Origin of the sequence: Streptosporangium sp. NPDC000095 (assembly GCF_042899335.1) — a bacterium.
Taxonomy (GTDB): domain Bacteria; phylum Actinomycetota; class Actinomycetes; order Streptosporangiales; family Streptosporangiaceae; genus Streptosporangium.
Map to the genome: position 1 here is coordinate 778,537 of NZ_JBIAZS010000001.1, position 23,466 is coordinate 802,002.

Sequence of the window (23,466 nt, forward strand, 5' to 3'; positions counted from 1 at the left end):
GGAGCGTCACCGGAGGGTGTCGCGCCTCACACCGGGCCACCGCCCCGCGCCGCGGGGGATCGGTCCAGCAGCGGCAGCACCTCGGCTCCGAGCAGCTCCACGCCCCGGTCATCGCTGAGACCGTGCGGGGTGCCGAACTCCACCCGGTGCGCGCCGGCGTCGATGAGGGCCTGGGCCTGCGCGGCGACCTGCTCGGGGGTGCCGGAGAAGGCGAACAGGTCGAGCAGGTCGTCGGGGATGAGGCGCCCCGCCTCGGTGTCCCTGCCCTCCCCGACCAACGTCTTCACCCTGTCGAGCAGGTCGGCGGGGATCTCCACGGTCGGATCGAGGTCGGCGACCACCGCGAGGTACATCGCGACCTCGCCGCGCGCCTTGGCGCGGGCCGCGGCGCCGTCGGTGTCCACCACGGTCACCGCGCCCAGGACGACCCCGATCGCGCCGGGATCGCGCCCGGCCGCCACCGCCCCGGCCGCGACCCGCTCGCGGATCACCCCGACCATCGCCGGGTTCGCGCTGCCGCCCACCTTGATCTCGTCGGCGATCCGTCCGGCCAGCGCCGCCCCCCTCGGCCCCCACGTGCCGAGCAGCAGCGGCGGCCGGGGCCGGTGTACGGGGTAGCGCAGCCCGGTGCCCGGCGCGAGGCGGAACATCTCCCCCTCGTACCCTCCGGTGTCACCGGCGAGCAGCCGGTAGACCACCTCCGCCGCCTCCGCCAGCGCGGTGAGCGGCCTGGGCTGGGCGATGCCCACCGCGCCGAGCCAGGTGCCGCGTGCCAGCCCGAGGTAGGCGCGGCCGTGCGAGGCGAGGTCGAGGGCGGCGAGCTGCCCGGCGATCTCGTACGGTGCCGTGGAGTAGGGGTTGAGACAGGCCGCGCCGAGCCGCACCCGCCCGGTGGCGGCGGCCATCTCCAGCAGGGGGAAGATCGGCGGCTGGTACATCAGGTCGCCGAACACGCTCAGCACGTCGAAGCCGTGCTCCTCGGCGCGGCGCGCGAGCCGCGCGTAGTCACCGGCCCGCTTGTCGCTCTGCAGGCCGAGGCCGATCTCGGCGGCGGTCATCGGGGGCTCTCCTGCCCGGTGGCGGTCGTCACGGATTCCTCACAGTCTGCGGTCGTCGCGGATCGCCGCGTGATCACGGCGGTCCTCGGGGATGCCTCCGGAACGCCGGTCATCGCGGGTCCTTCTCAGGTCAGGTCGGCTCAGGTCAGGTCGGCGGAGTTCATCCGGCGGCGCCCGGTCCGCTCGACCCGCATCACCAGCCGCTCCTCCGGGTCGGGGCAGGTGAACAGGGTGTCTCGCTCCAGCCAGTCGCCCTCGGCGAGGTCGCGCTGCTTGGCGGCGAGGAACGGCAGCACCGAGGCGAGCGCGTAGACGCAGAAGTGCTCGCCGTCGGGGAGCCGCAGGTGGGCGCTGTTCTCCAGGGTGAAGCAGTCGCCCACCTCCATCCCGCAGACGGACCTGCCCTCGATGCGGTCGACCACCACCCGCAGGTCGTACAGCTCCATGTCGCCCTGCTCGTCCCCGCTGTTCCCACTGATGTCGTTCACGCCGCTTCCTCCCTCAGCCCGTCCGGACCATGATCTTTCCTGTCGTACGGCGTTCGGCCAGGTCGGCCAGGGCCGCGGGGGTGTCCGCCAGGCTCACCACGCGCGACACGAGCGGCCGTACGGCGCCCGAGTCGAGCAGGGCGAACAGCTCCTCGTAGGCGTCCCGCACCGCGTCGGGTCTCCGCCACGGGTACGCCGACCCCCACGACACCCCGACCAGGGAGGCGTTGGCGGCGACGAACGCCATCGGGTCGACCGGCGGCGGAAATCCTCCGGCCGCACCGACGGCCACCAGACGCCCCTCGAAGGCGAGGCAGTCCAGCGAGCGCGCGAGGACATCGCCGCCGACGGGGTCGACGACGACGTCGGCGCCGTGGCCGTCCGTCAGGTCCATCACCGAGGCGGCGAAGTCGACCTCCAGGTAGTCGATCGCCTCGGCCGCACCGTTCTCCCGGCACAGCGCGGTCTTGGCCGGGCCACCCGCCGTGCAGATCACCCGCGCCCCGAAGGCGAGCGCGAGCTGGGTGGCGGCGATGCCGACACCTCCCGCGCCCGCGTGCACGAGCACCGTCTCCCCCGCCGCGAGCCCGGCCCTGCGCAGCGCGAACCACGCGGTCTGGTACGTGACGGGCAGGGCCGCGACCGTGACGGGGTCGAGCCCGTCCGGGTAGGGCACGACGAGGGCGGCGTCGACGGTGACGACGTCGCCGAGGGCCCCGTGCGGCAGGGTGGGGCAGGCGAGGACCGCCCTGCCCTCCAGGTGCTCGGCACCCGCCCCGGCGGCGACCACCGTTCCCGCGGCCTCGACGCCGGGCGTCATCGGCGGATCCGGGCGTACCGGGTAGGTGCCCCTGCACAGCATGACGTCGAGGTAGTTCAGCCCGACGGCCCGCACCGCGATCCGCACCTCGCCGTCGCCGGGGGCGCGCTCCTCGGGCACCTCCGCCAGGGAGAGGACCTCCTCGGGCTCGCCGTGCTCGTAGGCGACCAGCCGCCGGTTCACGGCGTGAGCAGTTCTGAGTGATGGTGCACGATGAGCCAGTCCCCGCCGACACGGCGCAGCACGTCGGTCACCCGGCTGCGCTGGACGGGTCCGTCCGGCGGCTGGGCGACCAGCACATAGCGGGCGACGCCGGTGTCTTCCCACACGTCGATCCACTTGTCCTCGGCCTCCAGCCTGGCGAGGCGGGGACGCGCACCCGAGCCGTCCCTCTCGTCGCGGTAGGCGTCGAGTTCCCGCCGGGTCCTCAGCGGTCCCGGCAGGTGCGTCTCCCAGGTGGTCACCGCGTCGTGCAGGTGCCCGTCGAAGCGGTGGCGGTCGGCCGCGAGGAACGCGTCGTACATGTCGTCGATGCCGGCCGAGATCAGATCGGCGTCCGCACCGGAACCGGTGTTCACGACTTCTCCCATCGGGTCGGCGTCCACCTCGGAGCCGGGGTTCACGGCTTCTCCCATCGGGTCGGTGCTCACCTCGGAGTCGGGGTTCACGGCTTCTCCCATCCCGACCGGTCGTCGCGGACGACCCGGCCGCCCTTCATCACCCAGCGGACCCCGCGGAAGGCCGAGGTGCCCGCGAGCGGGTCGGCGTCCATCGCGATGAGGTCCGCGTACTTGCCGACCTCGACGGTGCCGAGGTCGGCCTCGGCGCCGAGCCAGCGGATCGGGCCGAGCGTGCCCGCGTACAGTGCCCCGGCCGGGCCGAGACCGCCTTCGGACATGCACTCCAGCTCGCGTACCGAGGCGTTCGTCCCCTCGAAGTCCCAGAACGGCGGCATGTCGCTGCCCAGCAGGACGTCCACCCCCGCGTCGAGGGCGATGGCATAGCTCTCCAGGTGGCGGGGGCCGGCGCCGAGCGAGCGGCACTGCATCCACTCCGGCACCCCGAGCTCGTCGAAGAACTCCTTGCAGCGGGTGACGAGCAGCGTCGGCACCAGGGACGTGCCGCGTTCGGCCATCCTCTTCGCGACCTCGGGGGTGAGCTGGTAGCCGTGCTCGACGCAGTCGAGGCCCATCTCGACGGCCTCGGCGATCACCGCCGCCGGACCCGCGTGCGCGGTGACCTTGCGGCCCCAGGCGTGCGCGGTCTGCAGCGCTGCCGCCAGTTCGTCGGAGAACAGCTGCGGGGTGTCCATCTGCTCGTGTTCCCCGGCGATCCCGCCCGAGATCATGATCTTGATGAGGTCGGCGCCCGCCTTGATCTGGCTGCGCACCCCGCGCCGGAACCCGTCGGCGCCGTCGCACTCCAGCGTGTCGCTCCCCTCGTGCCCGTGGCCGCCGGTGCAGACCAGGGCGCGACCGGCGGTGAAGATGCGCGGGCCGGCCGCCCGGCCCGACTCGATCGCCCGGCGCAGTGCGAAGTCGGCGTGGTCCTTCTCGGCCACGCACCTCACCGTGGTCACCCCGCAGTGCAGGGTGCGCCGGGCGCCGTCGGCCATGTAGAGGGCGAGCTCGTGCGCCGTCATGTTCTTGACGCTGTCGCCTCCCTGGCCGGGGAGCGACAGGGACAGGTGGGTGTGCATGTTGACCAGGCCGGGGGTGACGTACGCGCCGTCCAGGTCGAGCAGTTGGGCGTCGCCCGTCCGCTCCAGGATCCGCTCGCGAGGACCCACGGCCGCGATCCTGTCACCCCGGATCCACACCGCGGCGTCGGCGATCCGCCCCTCCCCCTCCGCCGTCCGGACCGCGGTGTCGGCGATCCGCCCGTCCGTCGTCCGGGCCGGCCGGATGGCAGCGTCGCCCGAGAACGGGACGCCCGCCGTACGACCTCCCGAACCGGCGGCGCGGGCGTCGGTGACGGTGCAGTTGACCAGGACCACGTCGTTGACCATGTCGTTCATCGGACGACCTCGGCTCCATAGATCTCGCGGGCGGCTTCGGGGGAGACGTAGCCCTCGGCGACGTCGCGGCGCACCAGGTCGGGATCGCGTTCGCGCGGATCCCCGTGCCCACCGCCGCCGGCCGTGAGCAACGTGATCCGGTCGCCGACCTCCACCCTGGTCCGCTTCGTGCTCACCCGATGCTCACGCTCGGTGCCGGGAAAGACCACCACCTGGTTGGGCTCGGGCTCCAGCCCGCCCTCCAGCGCCCACGGCCGCGACCGCGTCTTCTTGATCACCGACAGGAACTCCCCCGGCACCACGAAACGAATGTCACGCCGCAACCCCACCCCACCCCGCAGCCGTCCCGCGCCGCCGGAGTCCTCACGCATCTCCACCCGCTCGAAGAACATCCCGGTCCTGGCCTCCAGAACCTCGACGGGGGTGTTGCGGGCCTGGGTCTGGCACAGGTGGTTGGCGGCGTTCATACCGTCGTGGGACGGGGTCGCGCCCCAGCCGACCGGGTCGTTGTTGCTGACCGCGAACATCTGCCCGGTCTCCGGATGGATCCCGACCATCATGAACCCCGGCACGTCACCCCCCGAAGAGGCGGGAAGCCGCTCCGGCATGCCCTGCGCCAGCGCCTTGTAGATCAGCTCCAGGGCGACCGTCCCCGTCCACTGGGTGAAGGTCGCCGCCGGGTAGGCGGCGTGGAAGAGGGTGCCGGGCTCGGCCCGCACCTCCAGCGGGGCGAAGTGCCCGGCGTTGGTCTGCTCTGTCGGCGTGGTGATCGCCTTGAACGCGACCCGGCAGGTCGCGATGGTCGCGCCGAACGGGAGGTTGACCGGTCCCGCGGTCGCGCCGGACGATCCGGCGAAGTCGACGGTGAAGGTGCCGTCGGCGACGGTGACGGTGACCTGCATGCGGACCGGATCCTCGGTGATCCCGTCGTCGTCCAGCCAGTCGACCGCCGTCCACGAGCCCTGCGGCAGGCCGGCGACGGCCTCGGCGGCGGACTCGGCGGCGGCGGCGATCACGGTCTCGACGACGGAGGCGACGACGTCCCCGCCGTAGCGGGTGTACAGCTCGCGGAGGCGGCGCTCGCCGGTGCGCAGCGCGGCGACCTGCGCGTTCAGATCACCGATCACCAGATCCGGCATCCGCGAATTGAACCGGATCAACTCAATGATCTCCCGATTCGCCACCCCCTCCGAGAACACCTTCGTCCCCGGAAAGATAATCCCCTCCTGATGCATATCCGTGGAATCCAGCACATACCCCGGATCCTTCGCCCCCAGATCCATCCAGTGAGCCCGCACACACAGGAAACCCACCAGATCGGCATCCACGAACACCGGAGAGAACAACGTCGCGTCGTAAGAATGCGCCGCGTTCCAGTACGGATAGTTCAACAACACCACGTCACCGGGACGCAGATTCTCCTGCCCGACATACTCCACCCCCTTACGGATGGAATAGTCGTTGGCGCCGAGAAAGCGGCTCAGCCCCGTCGACTCGGCAACGAGACGAAGATCCGCGTCGTAGACGGAGATGCCGAAGTCGAACACCTCGTAGATCACCGGGTTGAAGGCGGTACGGACGAGCGTGGCCCGCATCTCCTCTGCGACCGAGGAGAGGTGGCTGCGCACCACCTCGACCGTCGCGCCGTCCACCGGGCCGAGGCCGCCGCCCGCGCGACCGGCCCTTCGCCCTCCTGAGGCGGCGGGCCCGGTGGACTCCGGGGCCGCGGGGCCGGAAGGGCCGGAGACCGCGGTCCCTGGGACGGCGGAGCCGGACGGGTCGGAGACCGCGGCCCCCTGGACGGCGGGGCCGGACGGCGTGGAGGCGGCGGGCTCAGACATCGTCGATCCCGTAGGTCTCGCGGGCGGCCTCGGGGGAGACGTAGCCCTCGGCGACGTCGCGGCGCACCAGGTCGGGATCGCGGTCGCGCGGATCCCCGTGCCCACCGCCGCCGGCCGTGAGCAACGTGATCCGGTCGCCGACCTCCACCCTGGTCCGCTTCGTGCTCACCCGATGCTCACGCTCGGTGCCGGGAAAGACCACCACCTGGTTGGGCTCGGGCTCCAGCCCGCCCTCCAGCGCCCACGGCCGCGACCGCGTCTTCTTGATCACCGACAGGAACTCCCCCGGCACCACGAAACGAATGTCACGCCGCAAACCCACCCCACCCCGGAACCGTCCCGCGCCGCCGGAGTCCTCACGCATCTCCACCCGCTCGAAAAACATCCCGGTCCTGGCCTCCAGAACCTCGATCGGTGTGATGCGTCCGGTGCTCCCCGAGACGTGGGTGGCGGCGTTCATACCGTCGTGGGACGGGGTCGCGCCCCAGCCGACCGGGTCGTTGTTGCTGACCGCGAACATCTGCCCGGTCTCCGGATGGATCCCGACCATCATGAACCCCGGCACGTCACCCCCCGAAGAGGCGGGAAGCCGCTCCGGCATGCCCTGCGCCAGCGCCTTCAGGATGAGTTCGACCGCGACGATGCCGGTCCACAGGGTGAACGTCGGCTGCGGGTAGACGGCGTGGAAGAGCGTGCCCGGTTCGGCCCGCACCTCAAGAGGAACGGTCGTGCCGAAGTTGGACGGCTCGTCGGGCGAGGTGAGCGCCTTCAGGACGACCTTGCAGATCGCGATGGTCGCGCCGAACGGCATGTTGATGGGCCCTGCGGTGGCGGGCGAGGAACCGGCGAAGTCGACGGTGAAGGTGCCGTCGGCGACGGTGACGGTGACCTGCATGCGGACCGGATCCTCGGTGATCCCGTCGTCGTCCAGCCAGTCGACCGCCGTCCACGAGCCCTGCGGCAGCTCGGCGAGGGCGGCGCGGGTGCGCGCCTCCCCGTCCTCGACCATCCGCTGGACCGCCGCCTCCACGGTGGGGCGGCCGAACTTCTCCAGGATCTCCTGGAAACGGCGCTCGCCGGTGCGCAGCGCGGCGACCTGCGCGTTCAGATCACCGATCACCAGATCCGGCATCCGCGAATTGAACCGGATCAACTCAATGATCTCCCGATTCGCCACCCCCTCCGAGAACACCTTCGTCCCCGGAAAGATAATCCCCTCCTGATGCATATCCGTGGAATCCAGCACATACCCCGGATCCTTCGCCCCCAGATCCATCCAGTGAGCCCGCACACACAAAAAACCCACCAGGTCCTCGCCCATGAAAACCGGCGAGAAAAGCGTCGCGTCATACGCGTGTGCCGCGTTCCAGTACGGATAGTTCAACAGCACCACGTCACCGGGACGCAGATTCTCCCGCCCGACATACTCCACCCCTTTACGGAGTGAGAAGTCGTTGGCGCCGAGGAAGAAGGTGAGTCCGGTGGCCTCGGCGATCAGCCGCAGGTCCGCGTCGTACATCGACATGCCGAAGTCGTGGACCTCGTAGATCACCGGGTTGAAGGAGGTGCGGATCAGCGTGGCCCGCATCTCCTCCGCCGCCGCGAGCAGGTAACTGCGCACCACCTCGGCGGTCGCGCCGTCCAGCCGGGCGCCGTCCAGCCGAGCACCGTCCGCCCCGGCGCCGTCCGATCGAGCACCGTCCAGCCGCTCCGTCATGACGTCGCCTCCACAAGCCGTACCAGCAGGTAGCCGTGTTCCTCGACCTCGACCCGCTGCCCCGAGGGGACCACGGTGGTCGAGGTGCCCTCGTCGACCAGGGCGGGTCCTTCGAACGCGTCGCCCGGCTCAAGCAGCGCGCGGTCGTAGACAGCGAACGACGCCGTGGCGCGGGTGCCGAAGTCGTAGGCGTCCCTGTGGGCGAGCAGCGCCCGGCTCGCGTCGCCGTCACCTGGCGGGCGCGTCACCAGTTCGGGCCGGTCGGTACGGCCGATGCCGCGCACCCGCAGGTTGAGGATCTGCACCCGGTTGTCCATCGCGTGCCCGTACCGCGCCGCGTGGGTCTCCTCGAACGCCCGCCTGATCGCGTCGCGGTCGAGGTCGCGGCCCGTGGTGACGATGAGCGAGTGCTCCTGGCCCAGGTAGCGCAGCTCGAACTGGCGCTCAAGGACCATGCGGTCCGCCGGGACCCGCTGCGCCTCCAGGGAGGCGACCGCCTCGGCCTCGACGCTCTTGAACACCGTCTCCAGCCCGTCGAGGTCGGCGTCGTCCAGGGTGGCCATCACCGTACGGGAGAAGTCGTCGACGATGTCGGCGCTGAGCATGCCCCAGGCGGAGAAGCCGGAGGGCGCGAACGGCACGATGACCTCGCCGATGCCCATCTCCGCCGCGAGCAGCGGGGCGAGCAGCGGCCCCGCCCCGCCGAACGCGAGCAGCGAGAAGCCCCGGGGGTCGTGTCCCCGCTCGACCGTGATCTGCCGGACCGCGCCGACGGTCTTGGCGAGCAGCACGTCGAAGACGCCCGCCGCCGCCGCCTCGGGGCTGAGCCCGAGTGGCCCGGCCACCTGCTCGTCGAGCGCCGCGCGGGCGGCGTCGGCCCGCAGCTCCATGGTCCCGGCCAGGAAACGGTCCGGGTCCACGTAGCCGAGGACGACCGCCGCGTCCGTGACGGTGGGACGGGTGCCGCCCCGGCCGTAACACACCGGGCCGGGGTCGGCACCCGCACTCTGCGGCCCCACCTTCAGCAATCCCCGCTCCAGCCACGCGATCGAGCCCCCTCCGGCGCCGATCGTGCGGATGTCGTAGGTGGGGATCAGCAGCGGGAAGTGCTCCAGCTGCGCCTCGTAGGCGGCCACCGGGGACCCGTGCTCGATCACGCACGCGTCCAGCGAGGTGCCGCCGATGTCGAAGGTGAGAAGGTCCCGGCGACCGAGGGCGGCGGCGATGTGCGCCGCGCCCACGATGCCGCCCGCCGGGCCCGACAGCACGGTGTGCGTCGGGGAGGTCTTGGCCACGGCCGACGTCATGGAGCCGCCGCCGGAGCGCATGATCAGGAATCGCCCGTCGAAGCCGCGCTCGGCGAGCCCGCGCTCCAGCCGGTCCACGTACCTCTCGAAGATCGGCCGGATGTAGGCGTCGAGGACGGTCGTGCTGGTCCGCTCGTACTCGCGGTACTCCCGCACGATGTCGGTGGAGACCGAGACCGTCACCTGGGGGTACGCCTCGCGGATGATCCGGGCGGCCTCCCGCTCGTGGGAGGGGTCGAGGAAGGAGTGCAGGAAGCAGACGGCGATCGACACCACTCCCCGCTCCTCGACCAGGACGCGGGCGGCCTCCCGCACCCCGGCGGCGTCGAGTTCCTCGACCACCCGGCCCCGGTGGTCGAGCCGCCCCCGCACCCCGGCGGTGTGGCGTCGCAGCACGAGGCTGTCGGGCCGCTCGTACTGGAAGTCGTACATGTGGTCGGAGGGCACGTTGCCCCGGCCGATGAGGAAGATGTCGCGGAAGCCGTCGTTGGTGATGATCCCGGTGGGCTCGCCGCGCCGCTCCAGGACGGCGTTGAGCCCGAGGGTGGTGCCGTGGATGAACAGCTCCGCCTCCGACAGGTCGGTGCCGAGCGCGGTGACCGCGTCGAGCACGCCCTCCCAGGGGCGCGCCGGGGTCGTCGAGGCCTTCCTGAAGCGCACCTCGTGGGTGCGCGTGTCCAGCTCCATCGCGTCGACGAAGGTGCCGCCGATGTCGACGGCCAGACGGATGTGCTTGGGGTCGGGCATTGCGGGTGTCACCTTTCGATCAGCGCGGGGATCTCGGCGGCGCGGTGGCAGGCGACCAGGCTCGCGCCGTACGGGCGGAGTTCCTGTTCCTGCTGCCGGCACTCGTCGGTCGCGAAGGGGCAGCGCGGCGCGAGGGCACAGCCCGCGGCGGCGTCCGCCTCCTCCAGATCCTTGGTCAGTTCGACCCGCGGTCCGCCGTACCCGGCGCCGAGGCTCGGGGCGCTGGACAGCAGCGCCCGGGTGTAGGGGTGCAGGGGGTTGCCGAAGACCTCTTCCACCGGCCCCTCCTCGACGATCCGCCCCAGGTAGAGAACCACGACGCGGTCGCAGAATCCTCGAACGGTGGCCAGGTCGTGGGAGATGAAGACGCTGCCGCGCGAGCGGTCGCCGCTCACCTCGGCGATCACCTTCAGGATCTGCGCCTGCACGGTGACGTCGAGCGCCGAGGTGGGCTCGTCGAAGACGATCAGGTCGGGGTCGCCGACGAGCGCGCGGGCGATGCCGACGCGCTGCGCCTGCCCGCCGGACAGCTCGTGCGGGCGCCGTCCCAGGATGGACGGGTCCAGTTCCATGCGTTCCAGGACCGCGGCGACGCGTGAGACGCGCTCGGCGGCGGGCACCCCGGCGGCGCGCAGCGGCTCGCCGATCGCGTCCTGCACGGTCCGCCGGGGGCTGAGCGAACCCACCGGGTCCTGGAAGACCAGCTGTGCCCGGGTGCGCAGGCGGCGCAGCTCCCGGCCGCGCACCTCCGACAGGACCCGCCCGGCCACCTCGACCCTCCCCGTGGAAGGGGCGACCAGCCCGAGCATCAGCCTGGCCAGGGTGCTCTTGCCGCAGCCGCTCTCCCCGACGACGCCCAGGGTCTCACCGGCGGCGACGCTGAGGCTGACCCCGCGCAGGGCGTGGTGGCCCCCGCCTCCGAAACGGGAACCGTAGACGACGTGCGCGTCCTCGACGCGCAGCACCTCCCCGCCCGTCCCTTCTTCGGGGCGCGTCCACTCTCCCGAGTCCGTCTTCTCAACCGAGCGCGTCCTCTTCCCCGAACGCGTTCCCGCGCCGGAGGACGTTCCCTCAGCGGGGCGGGTCCCCTCCCCCGTCGAGACGGCGGCCGTACGGGCGGGCGGCTCCGTGGGCGATGGGGAAGGGGGGTCGAGGTGCCCGGTGAGCGACTCGGACGACTCGGCGAGCGGCCCCGAGCGGGGGTGGAAGCAGGCGGCGCTCCAGTCGGAGGAGAGGGTCCTGGCGTACGGACGCTCCGCCACGCACAGCTCCGTCGCGTGCGCGCAGCGCGGCACGAACGGGCAGGAGGAGGGCTCCTCGGAGAGCAGCGGCATCGCACCGGGGGTGGCGATCACCGCACGCCCGTCGATGTCGGGCACCGAGCGCAGCAGCGCCCGCGTGTAGGGGTGGGCGGGCTCGTCGAGCACCTGCGGTCCCGGACCGCTCTCCACCACCGTCCCCGCGTACAGCACCACGACGCGGTCGCAGACCTCCGCGATGGAGGCGAGGTCGTGGGAGATGAGCAGCACGCCGCGCCGCTCGGCGTTCGCGGCGAGCCGGAAGCGGTTGAGGATCTCCCTGGTGAGGGTGACGTCCAGCCCGGTGGTGGGCTCGTCGGCGATGAGCAGGCCGGGGGCGCAGCCGGTGGCGAGTGAGATCATGACGCGCTGCGCCATGCCGCCGGAGAGCTCGTGCGGGTAGGCGTCCAGGCGGCGCCTCGGGCTGCGGATGCCGACCGACTCGAACAGCTCGGCGGCGACCTCCCTCGCGGGGGCGGGGGCGAGCGCCTGGTGGGTGACGAGCCGGTCGACGAGCTGGCGGCCGACGGTCCTGGTGGGACTGAGCGCGCCGCGCGGGTTCTGGAAGCAGATCGCGGCGCCGTGCCCGCGGAAGGACTCCAGCTCGGCGGCGCCCATCGTCAGCACGTCGGTGCCCTCGAACAGGACCCTCCCGGTCGTACGGGAGCCGCCGGGCAGCAGGCCCACGATCGAGCGGGCCACCATGCTCTTGCCGCCGCCGCTCTCACCGACCAGGCCGACCACCTCGCCCGGCTCGACGGTCAGGTTCACCCCGCTCAGCGCGGCGACCCGGCGTCCTGGGCGGTGGATCACGACGGAGAGGTCCTCGATCGACAGGAGTGTCATCGTCCGTCACCTCCTCGTGGAGTCGGCGCGTTCCTGCAGGCCCTCACCGAGGAGGCTGAAGCCCAGGACGCAGATCAGCAGGAAGAGACCGGGCGGCACCGAGGTCCACCACCGGCCGGCGACGACGTCTCCGGCACCGAGGCTGATCATGGCGCCCCACTCGGCGGTGGGCACCGGCACGCCGAGCCCGAGGAAGGACAGCCCGGCGAGCGTGAGCATCGCCCAGCCGCAGTTCAGCGGGGCGATGACGCGCACCGGGGTGAGGCTGTTGGGCAGGACGTGCCGCCAGAGCACCCCCCAGAAGGAGGCGCCCGAGGTGCGGGACGCCTCCACGAACGGCAGTTCCCGCACCGAGCGCACCTCGGCCCGCACCAGCCGGGCGTACGCGGGCGCGTTCACCAGCGCGATCACCGCGATCAGGTTCGCGGTCCCGCCGCCGAGCAGCGCGGCCACCGCGAGAGCGAGGATGAAGGTGGGGAACGCCTGGAAGACGTCGAGCACTCGCATCAGCACGTCGTCCGGCCAGCCGCCCCGGTATCCGGCGACGAGGCCGACGAGGCTGCCCGCGACCACGGCGACGGCGACCGCGGCGATCGCGATGCCGACGTCGAGCCTGGCGGCGTGCAGGACCCTGCTCCACACGTCCATGCCGTTGAGGTCGGTGCCCAGCAGGTGGGCGCCGCCCGGCGCCGCGAGGGGCGCGAGGGGGTCGATCTCCTCGGGGCCCCACGCGCTGAGCAGCGGCGCGAACACGACCGCCACGGCGACCAGCGCCAGGATGGCGGAGCCCGCGATGATCAGGGACGACGCGAAACCGCGGTCCCCGCCGACCTCCCGGACGCGCTGCGACATCAGATCCTCACTCTCGGGTCGAGGATCGCGTGGACGACGTCGGCGATGAGGAACACCACCACGTAGAACAGCGCGATCACGAGCACCGACGCCTGCACCACCGGGTAGTCCCGGTAGAGCAGGCCGCGCAGCGCCCACTGCCCGAAGCCCTGCCAGGAGAAGACGTACTCCACGAGGACGGTCGAGCCGATGGAGAAGCCGAACACCAGGGCCGCCAGCGCGGGGAGCCGCACCAGCGCGGCCCGTACCAGGTAGCCGCGGAGCAGCAGCCGGTCCTTGAGTCCGTGCGCGGCGGCGGCCGTGTACGCCTCGGAGGCGAGCACCTCCAGCGCGGAGGCCCGGACGCTGCGCAGCAGCGGCGCGACGATGGCGATCACCAGCGTGGCGACCGGCAGCGCGAGGTGCTCCAGCGCGGAGACGAACGCGGGGCCGTTCGCCGTCAGCGCGGCGTCGAGCAGGTCGGCGCCGGTGATCAGGCTGAGGTCGGTGTCGGGGTCCACCCGGCCGCTGGGCGCGGGGAACCAGCCCAGCACGCTGTAGCCGACGAGGACGAGCACCAGGCCGAGCCAGAACTCGGGCACCGAGTTGCCGATGAGCGCCGCGACGCGGACGGTGTGGTCGCCGAACCGGCCCACGTTCCGCGCCGACCAGATGCCGAGCACCGTGGCCAGCAGCAGCGCCACGGTGAGCGCGATCACGACGAGTTCCATGGTGGGACCGATACGCACGGCCATCTCGGCGCCCACGGAGGTGCCGCTCTGGATCGAGGTGCCGAAGTCACCGGTGAACAGTCCCCCGACGTAGTCGAGGAACTGCCGCCACAAGGGCTGGTCCAGCCCGAACCTGGCCCGCGCGGCGGCGGCGTCGGCCTCCGTGGCGTTGGGGCCGAGGATGGTACGGATCGGGTCGCCCGGCAGGACCCTGACGAGGAGGAAGGTCACGACGACCACCCCGAGGAGCACCGGGACGAGCTGGAGCAGCCGCCTGAGGAGGAACCGGAGGACACGCATGAATCACCCGGTGACGTTCAGGTAGCGCAGCCGGGCCAGACCGTCCATCGGCTGCACCCATCCCTGCACCTCTTCCCTGACGGGGAGGTTGAAGTTGGGCTGGCAGACGACGACCCACGGCACGTCCTCGGCCATGATCTCCTGCACGCGCAGCCAGAGCTTGGCGCGCTCGGCCTCGTCGACGACGGTGTGGGACTCCTCGAAGATCTTCTCGATCTCGTCGTTGACGTAGTTGGAGTAGTTGAGGTTCGCCCCCTTGGTGAAGCTGGTCCCGAGCATGTACTCCACGTCGTTGACCCAGAGCTGGCCCAGGGTGATCTGCAGGGGGATGTTCTTCTTCTCCCTGCGCTCGGCGAGTGTGGCGGGGTCGAGCGGGGTGAGCTTCAGCTCGATGCCCGCCTTCCTCGCCTCGCTCTGCACGAGGACGGCGATCTGCTGCTGCTCCTCGTTGTCGGTCTGGAAGACCAGCTCGGAGGTGATCGAGGTCTTGCCCGCCGCGGTCAGCGTCTCCTTGGCCTTGGCGACGTCGTGGGTGTAGGGGTAGCCGGTCTCGGAGTAGCCGGGCATGTCCAGCGGGACGACGCTCTTGGTGGGCCGCGCGTCGCCGCCGTAGACGTTGGCGATGATCTGCTCGTACGGGACGGCCTGGGCGAGCGCCTTGCGCACCGCGGGGTCGTCGAAGGGGGCGGTGGTCACCGACATCTGGATGGCGAGCTGGTTGTTGCTCGGCGCGGAGATGACCTTGATGCCCTCGGTGGTCTTGAGGTCCTTGATGTCGCGCTGGCCGATCCCGAAGGCGATGTCGATGTCGCCGTTCTGCAGTTGGAGGCGCTGGTTGGAGGCCGCGGGCACCACGGTGAGCCTGATCTGCGGGCTCTTTGCGCCGTCGGTGCCGGGGTAGCCGGTGTTGGCGCTGAGCAGGATCTCCTGCCCCTGGACCGCCTTCTCCACGTTGAAGTAGCCGCCGGTCGGGGGGTTCTTGGCGAACCACTCCTTGGCCCAGGGGTCGTCGTCGGTGGCGTGCTTCTTCGCCTCTTCGGAGTCGAAGACGTACAGCGAGATGGCCTGGATCTGCCGGGTGAGGGCGCTGGGGAAGGCCTGGGTGAACTTCACGGTGTAGTCGTCGACCACCTCGACCTGGTCGGCCTTGGTGAGCCCGATCAGCCGGTAGACCCCGGCGACGTTCGCCTTCGCGGCGAAGGCGCGGTCCTTGGACCACTTGACGTCGTTGGCGGTCATCTCGTTGCCGCTCGCGAACTTGACGCCCTGGCGCAGCTTGAGGGTCCAGACCTTGTTGTCGGCGTCGGGTTCGAAGGACTCGGCGAAGGTCGGGGCGATCGCCTCGGTGTCGAGGATCTGGCCGTCGCCGACCGAGGTGACCCCGTAGTCGATCATGTAGGGGAAGACGTTCTTGTAGAGCATCAGCGCGGTCAGGTCGAATCCGACGAAGTCCTGGTCCCAGCTGCTCAGGTAGCTGCCCACCGCGATCCGCAACGCCCTGGCGGCGGGGGCGCCGCTCTCGCCGGGAGCGGTGCTCGCCGCGGGGGCGGGGTCGCCCGCCTTGGTGCCCGCGGCGCACCCGGTCGCGAAGAGGAGGGCGACCCCACCCCCGAGCTGCAGGATCGAGCGGCGGGACAGCGCGGGGGATCCCGGACCGTGGGGGTGAGAGAAACCGGGCATCGCAGTCCTCCAGGGGCCATGAGGGTTAGGCCGCGAGATGAGCGGATCGTTCCAGCGACGACCCACTCGACCTACATGTGCCGTTTGTTCTATCAGACCTGAGTTCCGTGAACAAGGGAGTAAGGCTTGTTCACAGATAAAACCCATGCTCAGAGAGCCAATTGGGAGATCTGGCGACCGAGAGGAGTGGCTGTGTTCACTGAATTTCACACGAACGACGCTCGGCTGTGACCCACGCTTCCTACCCTGTCGGCAGGGCCGCGCCGCCCGGAGAGCCCGCACGGGGACGACGAGACGGCCACAGCGCGGACCACATGCCTCCGCCAGACATGATTACATCTCTCAGAACGGGCAGGACCTGTAGGGGCGAGCGCGGATCCGGCCGGATCCGGGTCTCGGCCGCCGTGTCGCCGGAACCCCGGTGACACCCCCTGCGGGAGTGAGTCGATGTTCTCCGTACCTGTACTGCTCGTCGTGACCACCGCGGTCGTGATCGCCGTGCTGGCCTGCGCGCTCGCACTGGTGGCCGGGTCGGCCTGGCCGCTCTCCGTGCTCAGCGGCGTCGCGGCGGGCGCGGCCACCCTCAGCCTGCTCTCCCGCCTGGTGGACGACGGCCACCGGCTTCGCCCGTAGCGCCCGGATGCCCCCCGTGCGCCGGAACGGATCCCCTCCGAAGGCGGCCGTGACGACAACGGCTTCCGGCACCCCCGCGAGCGGCGGGGGCACCGGAAGCCGGCGGCAACGGGAGGAGAGGGGTTCCGGATCAGAAACCGCGCGCCAGGTGGTAGTACGCCTGGTTCCAGCGGATCTCCTTGGCGAACTGGCGGGCGGTGGTGTCGGCGTCGATGACCAGCAACTCGACGCCGAGCATGTCGGAGAGGTCGGTGAGCTCCTCGGTGGTCAGGGCGGACGACAGCACGGTGTGGTGCGGGCCTCCCGCGGTGAGCCACGCCTCGGCCGAGGTGCTCAGGTTCGGACGGGGCTTCCACACCGCGCGGGCGACGGGCAGGCTGGGCAGCGGCTCGGCGGGGTTGACCACGTCGATCTCGTTCGCCACCAGCCTGAACCGGTCCCCCATGTCGGACAGACCGATCACCACGGCGGGTCCGGGTTCCGCGTCGAAGACCAGCCGGACCGGGTCCTCGCGCCCGCCGATGCTCAGCGGGTGGATCTCGCACGAGGGCACGCCCGCGGCGATCGTCGGGCAGACCTCCAGCATGTGCGCGCCCAGGATCACCTCCTGGCCGGGGGTGAGATGGTAGGTGTAGTCCTCCATGAAGGAGGTGCCGCCCTCGAGGCCGGCCGACATCACCTTCAGGGTGCGCACCAGCACCGAGGTCTTCCAGTCGCCCTCGCCGCCGAAGCCGTAGCCGTCGGCCATCAGCCGCTGCACGGCGAGCCCCGGCAGCTGCCGCAGCCCGCCGAGGTCCTCGAAGTTGGTGGTGAACGCGCCGAAGCCTCCCTCGGTGAGGAAGTGGCGCAGCCCCAGCTCGATGCGGGCGGCATAGCGCAGCGAGTCGTTGCGCTCGCCTCCGGCGCGCAGCTCGGGGGCGACCTTGTAGGTGTCCTCGTACTCGGTGATCAGGGTGTCCACGTCGGAGTCCGCCGCGGCGTCGACGGCGGCGACCAGGTCGTTGACGCCGTAGGTGTTGACCGAGACGCCGAAACGCAGCTGCGCCTCCACCTTGTCACCCTCGGTGACCGCCACGTCGCGCATGTTGTCGCCGAAGCGGGCCAGCCGCAGCGAGCTCAGCTCCGCGCGTCCGGCCGCGGCCCGCGCCCACGCGCCGATGCGCGCCGCCACCGCCGGGTCGCTCACGTGTCCGGCGACGGTCTTGCGCGCCACGCCCAGCCGGGCCTGGATGTAGCCGAACTCGCGGTCGCCGTGCGCGGCCTGGTTGAGGTTCATGAAGTCCATGTCGATGGAACTCCACGGCAGCGCCACGTTGGCCTGGGTGTGCAGGTGCAGCAGCGGCGTGCGCAGCGCGTCCAGCCCGGCGATCCACATCTTGGCCGGGGAGAAGGTGTGCATCCAGGCGATCACCCCGACGCAGGCGTCCGAGGCGTTCGCCTCCAGGCAGACCCGGTGGATCGACGCGGCGTCGGTCAGCACCGGCTTCCACACCACCCGGAACGTCAGCGCGTCGTCGAGCCGCTCGGCGATGCTCCGGGACTGTTCCGCCACCTGGGCCAGCGTGTCCTCGCCGTACAGGCCCTGGCTTCCGGTGAGAAACCAGATCTCACGCTCGTGAAGGGTCACCGCGGACTCCTTTGCCCGTAGACGTTCTGGTAGCGGTCGTACAAACTGTCGATGTCTGCTGCCGCGATCGGCAGCGGCTCGCCCAGCTGGCGGGCCACGTGCACGGTACGGGCGACGTCCTCGCACATCACCGCGGCCTTGACGGCCGCGCGGGCGTCCGCGCCGATGGTGAAGACGCCGTGGTTGCGCATCAGCACCGCCGGGGAGCGGTGGCCCTCCAGGGTGGCGACGATTCCCTTGCCGATGTCGTCCCCGCCGATCAGCGCGAACGGCCCGACCGGGATCTCCCCGCCGAACTCGTCCGCCATCGCCGTCAGCACGCACGGGATGGACTCACCCCGCGCCGCCCAGGCGGAGGCGTACGTGGAGTGGGTGTGCACCACCCCGCCCACCCGCGGCATCGCCCGGTAGACGTACGCGTGCGCGGCGGTGTCGCTGGACGGTGACAGCTCGCCCTCGACCAGCTCGCCGTCCAGGTCGCACACCACGATCGACTCGGGGGTGAGTGCGTCGTAGGTCACCCCCGACGGCTTGATGACGAACAGGTTCTCGCCGGGGACCCGGCCCGAGACGTTGCCCGCGGTCCAGGCGACCAGGTTGTAGCGGACCAGCTCCTGGTGGAGCGCCGCCACCGTCTCCCGCAGCTTCCTGACGACGGCGCTCATCGGGCCACCGCCGTTTCGCACGCGGCCGGGTACCCGGCCGCCCATGGGACCGGACGTCCGGCCGCGCACGGGGGCGGGGACTGCCCGATCGGTTGTTCCTCGCGCCCGGTCACGCGTCCTCCTCGTTCGTCGACGTGTTCTTCTCGTTCTCGCCAGCCGGTGTGCTCGCCTCGTAGCGCAGGGCCCGCAGGCCGTGCAGCATCTTCCCGTCGGCGAAGTGGTCGTGCAGGCGGCGGTACTCGGCGTACAGACGGTCGTAGGCGTCCGCGCGACCGGCGTCGGGGATGTAGGCGGCCTCGGCCCGGCTGCCCATCACGGCCGAGGCGGAGGTGATGTCGGGGTAGGCCCCGGCGGCGACCGCCGCGTGGATGGCGGACCCCAGGGCGCAGCCCTGCTCGGAGCCGATCAGCGAGATCGGGCGGCGCAGCACGTCGGCGTAGACCTGCATCAGGAAGCGGTTCTTGATCAGGCCCCCCGCGGCGACGAACTCGGTCACCGGCACCCCGGAGCTCTCGAAGGTCTCCACGATCGTGCGGGCGCCGAACGCGGTGGCCTCGATCAGCGCCCGGTAGGTGTCCTCGGGTTTCGTGGCGAGCGTCTGGCCCACCACCACTGCGGAGAGGTTGTGGTCGACCAGCACCGAGCGGTTGCCGTTGTGCCAGTCGAGCGCCACCAGGCCGTGCTGTCCCACCCGCTGCGCCGCGGCCAGCTCGGTGAGGAGGTCGTGCACGCTGAGGCCGCGCTGTTCCGCCTCGCGCTCGTAGGAGCCGGGCACCGAGGTCTCGACGAACCACCCGAAGATGTCGCCGACACCCGACTGGCCCGCCTCGTACCCCCACAGTCCGGGCACGATGCCGTCGCGGACCACCCCGCACATGCCCGGCACCTCGGCGAGCGCGTCGGAGGACATGACGTGGCAGGTGGAGGTGCCCATGATGGCCACCATCTGGCCGGGCCGCACGGCGTCGGCGGCGGCGGCCGTGACGTGCGCGTCGACGTTGCCGATCGAGATCGCGATGCCCTCGGGCAGCTTCGTCCACCCGGCGGCGCGGGCGTCCAGCCGTCCGGCGAGCCCTCCGAGGGGGGCCGGGTTTTGGCCGAGCTTGGCGGTGAAACCGGTGAAGCCGGGGTTGAGTTCGGCGAGGAACTCCTCGGACGGGTAGGCCCCGTCCTGGTAGACGGCCTTGTACCCGGCGGTGCACACGTTGCGCGTCTCCACGCCGGTGAGCTGCCAGACGATCCAGTCGGCGGCCTCGATCCAGCGCTCCGCGCGGGCGTAGATCTCCGGGTCCTCCTCCAGCACCTGCAGACCCTTGGCGAACGCCCACTCCGAGGAGATCTTCCCGCCGTAGCGGGGCAGCCACGCCTCTCCCCTGCGTGCGGCGACGGCGTTGATCCGGTCGGCGTGCGACTGCGCCGAGTGGTGCTTCCACAGCTTCGGCCACGCGTGAGGGCGGGAGGCGAACCCGTCGATCTCGCACAGCGGGGTGCCCTCGGCGGTGGCGGGAAGTATGGTGCAGGCCGTGAAGTCGGTCCCGAGGCCGATGACCTGCGACGGGGCGATCCCGGCCGCCGCCACCGCCTTGGGCACCGCCTGGCGGAGCACCTCCCGCCAGTCCTCCGGCGACTGCAGCGCCCAGTCGGGGCCCAGGCGTACGGCGGTGTCCGGCAGCCGCTCCTCGATCACCCGGTGGGCGTACTCGTGCACGGCGGTGCCCATCTCGGCGCCGTCGCTCACCCGTACAACCACGGCGCGGCCCGACAGTGTGCCGAAGTCGACACCGACCACGTAACGGTCGTTGTTAGCGTTCACATTCTCTCCAGGACATCAGGACGGCGGGACCTCGCTCGGGGGGGTTCTCAGGTACGGGGGACCGTGCCGGATCCACGGGGCTCAGGCGTGGCGGAACGGACCCGGGCGTCGCGGATCCGGGCGCGGAACCACGCCCGGGTGCGGCCACCGGTGCGAAACGATACGCGGTCCTAGGCGCGGAACGGCGCGGTGCTGGTCCTCGCCACGAACCGTGGCGGGACGACATGTCGCTCTTGGGACCATTCCGCTCCCGCCTCCATCTGCCTGAGCAGGACCTCGATGCTGTATTTACCGACCGCCCCGAAGTCCTGCCTGATCGTGGTGAGCGGCGGAGTGAAGAACTCCGACTCGGGGATGTCGTCGAACCCCACGACGCTGATCTGCTCGGGGACCCGCACGCCCAGCTCGGCGAAGGCCCGCAGCATCCCGAGCGCCATCTGGTCGTTGGCGACGAACACGGCGGTGACGCCGGGTGTCCCCGCCAGGCGCAGCCCGGCCTCGTAGCCGGAGCGTGGGCTCCAGTCTCCGGACAGCAACTCGGGGGCCTTGCGGCCCGCGGCGCTCAGCACCTCGCGCCAGCCCTCGATCCGCCCGTCGGCCTCCAGCCAGTCCGAGGGGCCGGCGATGTGCCACACGGTCTCGTGGCCGAGGTCGAGCAGGTGCCGGGTGGCCAGGCGGGCGCCCTCGATCTGGTCGACGCTCACCACCGACACGTCGCCGGTGTGGCTGCCCTCGACGGCCACGACGGGGATGTCGGTGGGGGCGCCGGCCAGCGCGGGGGCCGCCGAGCGCTGGGGCGCGACCACCACGATGCCGTCGACGGCCTGCTCGGCCAGATAGCCGAGCGCGTCGCGCACACCCGCGGTGTCGATGGTCTTGAGGCTGACCATGCTGACGAAGTAACCTGCCGCCCTGGCCGCCTGTTCGATGCCGTAGACCGTGCTCGCGGGCCCGTAGAGGGTCGTGTCGAAACTGACCACGCCCAGGGTGCGCGTGTGCCTGGTGACCAGGGCTCGGGCGACCATGTTGCGCCGGTAGCCGAGCTCACGGATCGCCGCCAGGACCCGCTCGCGGGTCTCGGCGCGGACGTTGGGGTGGTCGTTGAGCACGCGCGAGACCGTCTGGTGCGACACACCGGCCCTCGTGGCGACGTCCGCCATCACGGGCGGACGGCGTTCGAGGCTCGGACTCACTTGGTCGGCTCCTTCATGGTGGCTTGGGACAGACTGTGAGCGCTAACAACACCCCGCGTCAAGCACCCGTGAGATTACATTCTGATTACTCGGAGATCATCCGTTAACACCTACTTGACGTTGCCGTCATGACGCCCTTAACTGGCGCATACCTTGTTGTTAACGCTCACATCTCCTGCGAGAAGGACTCCATGACGCGAGGACTCCTGACCGCCCGGGGGTTGACAGTCGGCCGACCCGGGCATTTGATTGCTCGTCACACAGCCGAAGGGACCATCCGGTGGCCTCATGCCGCGGATGTGAGCGCTCACAACAGCGCTTACGCCGGTACCTACGGCAGTACTTACGACGCTGCTCATCACGACGCTTACCACGATGCTCATGACGGTGTCCGCGGCGACGCCCACGGACACGTTCACGAACACTCTCACCGACGCCGGAGCGGGCCGGTTCCCGACCGGCTCCGGTGTCGCCGTGGACCCGATTCGGACACAACACGCCCCGGCGGCACGCCGGAATCCGGGGCGTGCCGCCACGGCACCCGCTACTCCCGGGACGCACCGCGCCTCGCTGTGCCCCATCGGCCAAATCGGCCCCACCGTGTCCCCGGCTCACCCCGGACCGGAGGCACGGAACCCCACCCTGGAGGTAATCGATGAAGTTCGGGAAGCTGGCCACCGCCGCGGTGAGCCTGGCTCTCGCCATGGGAGTGACGGCCTGTGGCTCCAGCGTCAAGACCGTCGACGAGGGAGCGTCGGGAGCCTCCGCGGCGCCCGCCGAGACCCTCGTCGGCGTCACCATGCCCACCAAGTCCTCCGAGCGCTGGATCCACGACGGCGACAACGTCAAGGGCGCCCTGGAGAAGCTGGGCTACAAGGTCGACCTGCAGTACGCGGAGAACGACATTCCCACCCAGGTCAACCAGATCGAGAACCAGATCACCAGGGGCGCCAAGCTGCTGATCATCGCCTCGATCGACGGCACCGCCATCACCACGCAGCTCCAGCAGGCCGCCGACAAGAAGATCCCGGTCATCGCCTACGACCGGCTCATCCGCAACTCGCCGAACGTCGACTACTACGCCACCTTCGACAACTACAAGGTGGGCGTGCAGCAGGCGACCTCGCTGCTGGTCGGCCTGAAGCTGCAGAAGGAGGACGGCTCCGAGGGCGACGCCAAGGGCCCGTTCAACATCGAGATCTTCGCCGGCTCCCCCGACGACAACAACGCCACCTTCTTCTACAACGGCGCGATGGACACCCTGAAGCCGTACATCGACAAGGGCACCCTCGTCGTCAAGAGCAAGGAGACCGACTTCAAGACCGTCGCGATCCTGCGCTGGGACCCGGCCACCGCGCAGAAGCGCATGGAGGACCTGATCACCAAGGCCTACTCCGGCGACACCAAGGTCCAGGGCGTGCTCTCCCCGTACGACGGCCTGTCCATCGGCATCCTGTCGGCGCTCAAGAGCAGCGGCTACGGCACCTCCGGCCAGCCCTACCCGATCGTGACCGGCCAGGACGCCGAGGTCGCCTCGGTGAAGTCGATCATCGGGGACGAGCAGTACGCGACGATCTACAAGGACACCCGTAAGCTCGCCGCGGTGACCGTCGAGATGGCCGACGCCGTGCTCAAGGGCGGCAAGCCCGAGGTCAACAACACCGAGGACTACGACAACGGCAACAAGGTCGTCCCGTCGAACCTGCTCGAGCCGGTGATCGTCTACAAGGACAACTACAAGCAGGTCCTCGTCGACTCCGGCTACTACACCGAGGACCAGCTCAAGTAAGCGGTGCCGGTGTCATGACGGACGGCACCCGGCCGGCGGCGCTCCACCCGCCGCCGGCCGGGCGC

General features: G+C 70.9%; 18 protein-coding genes. 2 read left to right on the top strand and 16 right to left on the bottom strand.

Translation table 11 applies throughout. The features are described from left to right. Nucleotides 1-26: 26 nt before the first annotated feature. From ACFY3V_RS03170 to ACFY3V_RS03225, 12 genes are all read right to left on the bottom strand, one after another. Complete coding sequence (locus ACFY3V_RS03170; protein WP_362902565.1) at nt 27-1,058, bottom strand: LLM class flavin-dependent oxidoreductase; 1,032 nt, start codon at nt 1,056-1,058, stop codon at nt 27-29. 140 nt (nt 1,059-1,198) lie between these two features. Then, nucleotides 1,199-1,546 (bottom strand): TIGR04076 family protein, encoded by a 348-nt coding sequence (locus ACFY3V_RS03175; protein ID WP_362902567.1) that lies wholly within the window; start codon nt 1,544-1,546, stop codon nt 1,199-1,201. Nucleotides 1,547-1,559: 13 nt separating this feature from the next. Next, nucleotides 1,560-2,549 (bottom strand): zinc-binding dehydrogenase, encoded by a 990-nt coding sequence (locus tag ACFY3V_RS03180; RefSeq protein WP_389769434.1) that lies wholly within the window; start codon nt 2,547-2,549, stop codon nt 1,560-1,562. After that, nucleotides 2,546-3,034: a DUF4440 domain-containing protein gene (locus ACFY3V_RS03185; RefSeq protein WP_389769437.1), complete on the bottom strand. Its 489-nt coding sequence runs from the start codon at nt 3,032-3,034 to the stop codon at nt 2,546-2,548. Before ACFY3V_RS03185 ends, ACFY3V_RS03180 begins: the two co-directional genes overlap by 4 nt. Further along, the gene (locus ACFY3V_RS03190; RefSeq protein WP_362902573.1) at nt 3,031-4,383 is read right to left on the bottom strand and encodes an amidohydrolase family protein; all 1,353 of its coding nucleotides are present in this window, start codon (nt 4,381-4,383) and stop codon (nt 3,031-3,033) included. The genes ACFY3V_RS03185 and ACFY3V_RS03190 overlap by 4 nt, the downstream gene beginning before the upstream one ends. Continuing rightward, complete coding sequence (locus ACFY3V_RS03195) at nt 4,380-6,224, bottom strand: hydantoinase B/oxoprolinase family protein (RefSeq protein ID WP_389769441.1); 1,845 nt, start codon at nt 6,222-6,224, stop codon at nt 4,380-4,382. Before ACFY3V_RS03195 ends, ACFY3V_RS03190 begins: the two co-directional genes overlap by 4 nt. Next, nucleotides 6,217-7,941 (bottom strand): hydantoinase B/oxoprolinase family protein, encoded by a 1,725-nt coding sequence (locus tag ACFY3V_RS03200; protein WP_389769444.1) that lies wholly within the window; start codon nt 7,939-7,941, stop codon nt 6,217-6,219. Before ACFY3V_RS03200 ends, ACFY3V_RS03195 begins: the two co-directional genes overlap by 8 nt. Further along, a complete protein-coding gene (locus ACFY3V_RS03205; protein ID WP_362902579.1) occupies nt 7,938-9,995 on the bottom strand; it encodes a hydantoinase/oxoprolinase family protein in 2,058 nt (685 codons plus the stop codon). The genes ACFY3V_RS03200 and ACFY3V_RS03205 overlap by 4 nt, the downstream gene beginning before the upstream one ends. Before the next feature lie 8 nt (nt 9,996-10,003). After that, nucleotides 10,004-12,139, bottom strand: coding sequence for a dipeptide ABC transporter ATP-binding protein (locus ACFY3V_RS03210; RefSeq protein WP_389769448.1), 2,136 nt, complete (start codon nt 12,137-12,139; stop codon nt 10,004-10,006). A gap of 6 nt (nt 12,140-12,145) precedes the next feature. Beyond that, entirely contained in the window at nt 12,146-12,991 is an 846-nt protein-coding gene (locus ACFY3V_RS03215; RefSeq protein ID WP_350947322.1) for an ABC transporter permease, read from the bottom strand. Beyond that, nucleotides 12,991-14,001, bottom strand: coding sequence for an ABC transporter permease (locus ACFY3V_RS03220; RefSeq protein ID WP_350947321.1), 1,011 nt, complete (start codon nt 13,999-14,001; stop codon nt 12,991-12,993). Before ACFY3V_RS03220 ends, ACFY3V_RS03215 begins: the two co-directional genes overlap by 1 nt. Nucleotides 14,002-14,004: 3 nt before the next feature. Next, nucleotides 14,005-15,681 carry an ABC transporter substrate-binding protein gene (locus ACFY3V_RS03225; RefSeq protein ID WP_362902584.1) on the bottom strand — a complete coding sequence of 559 codons (1,677 nt, stop codon included), beginning with the start codon at nt 15,679-15,681 and terminating at the stop codon, nt 14,005-14,007. 447 nt (nt 15,682-16,128) lie between these two features. On the opposite strand from ACFY3V_RS03225, the gene ACFY3V_RS03230 reads away from it, so the two are divergent. Beyond that, nucleotides 16,129-16,314, top strand: a complete 186-nt coding sequence (locus ACFY3V_RS03230; protein WP_362902586.1) for a hypothetical protein — start codon at nt 16,129-16,131, stop codon at nt 16,312-16,314. A 130-nt stretch (nt 16,315-16,444) separates the two neighbouring features. On the opposite strand, the gene araA is transcribed toward ACFY3V_RS03230, so the two are convergent. The 4 genes from araA to ACFY3V_RS03250 all read right to left on the bottom strand — a co-directional run bounded on the left by araA (nt 16,445) and on the right by ACFY3V_RS03250 (nt 21,579). Further along, nucleotides 16,445-17,941, bottom strand: a complete 1,497-nt coding sequence (gene araA, locus ACFY3V_RS03235; protein ID WP_362902588.1) for an L-arabinose isomerase — start codon at nt 17,939-17,941, stop codon at nt 16,445-16,447. Next, nucleotides 17,938-18,606: an L-ribulose-5-phosphate 4-epimerase gene (locus tag ACFY3V_RS03240; protein WP_350944266.1), complete on the bottom strand. Its 669-nt coding sequence runs from the start codon at nt 18,604-18,606 to the stop codon at nt 17,938-17,940. The genes araA and ACFY3V_RS03240 overlap by 4 nt, the downstream gene beginning before the upstream one ends. 109 nt (nt 18,607-18,715) lie before the next feature. Further along, on the bottom strand, nt 18,716-20,419 hold the full coding sequence (gene araB, locus ACFY3V_RS03245; RefSeq protein ID WP_389769455.1) for a ribulokinase: 1,704 nt from the start codon (nt 20,417-20,419) through the stop codon (nt 18,716-18,718). 170 nt (nt 20,420-20,589) lie between these two features. Then, on the bottom strand, nt 20,590-21,579 hold the full coding sequence (locus ACFY3V_RS03250; RefSeq protein ID WP_389770222.1) for a LacI family DNA-binding transcriptional regulator: 990 nt from the start codon (nt 21,577-21,579) through the stop codon (nt 20,590-20,592). 688 nt (nt 21,580-22,267) lie between these two features. Between ACFY3V_RS03250 and chvE the strand changes: the two genes are divergently transcribed. Further along, nucleotides 22,268-23,401: a multiple monosaccharide ABC transporter substrate-binding protein gene (chvE, locus tag ACFY3V_RS03255; RefSeq protein WP_362902592.1), complete on the top strand. Its 1,134-nt coding sequence runs from the start codon at nt 22,268-22,270 to the stop codon at nt 23,399-23,401. Nucleotides 23,402-23,466: the final 65 nt, after the last annotated feature.